The 236-nt window shown below is 69.5% G+C and carries 1 protein-coding gene; it reads right to left on the bottom strand.

What is annotated here, in order from left to right:
* A partial coding sequence (locus SB816_RS34915) for a biotin/lipoyl-binding protein (protein ID WP_410548614.1) occupies positions 1-236 on the bottom strand: 236 nt, incomplete at both ends.

The raw sequence follows: 236 nt of genomic DNA, 5'->3' as shown, positions 1-236 counted from the left end.
CGCCTGCGCGCGATCGCGGTCGAGCTGCTGCTTCGCGAACGCGTACGTGTGCGACGCCGCATCGAGCTGCGCCTGCGCGCTGGCGACGTTCTTCTCGACGTCGGACGGATCGAGCAGCGCGACGATCTGGCCGGCCTTCACCATATCGCCGAGCCGCACCTTGCGCCCGATGATCTTGCCGGCGATGCGGAACGACAGCGGCGTCGCATAGCGCGGCTGGATTTCGCCGGGCAGCG

The sequence above is a fragment of the Achromobacter sp. SIMBA_011 genome, assembly GCF_046535435.1.
Lineage (GTDB): Bacteria > Pseudomonadota > Gammaproteobacteria > Burkholderiales > Burkholderiaceae_B > Achromobacter > Achromobacter dolens.
The sequence above is the reverse complement of the archived record's forward strand: the minus strand, read 5'-3'. Positions and strand labels throughout refer to the sequence as shown.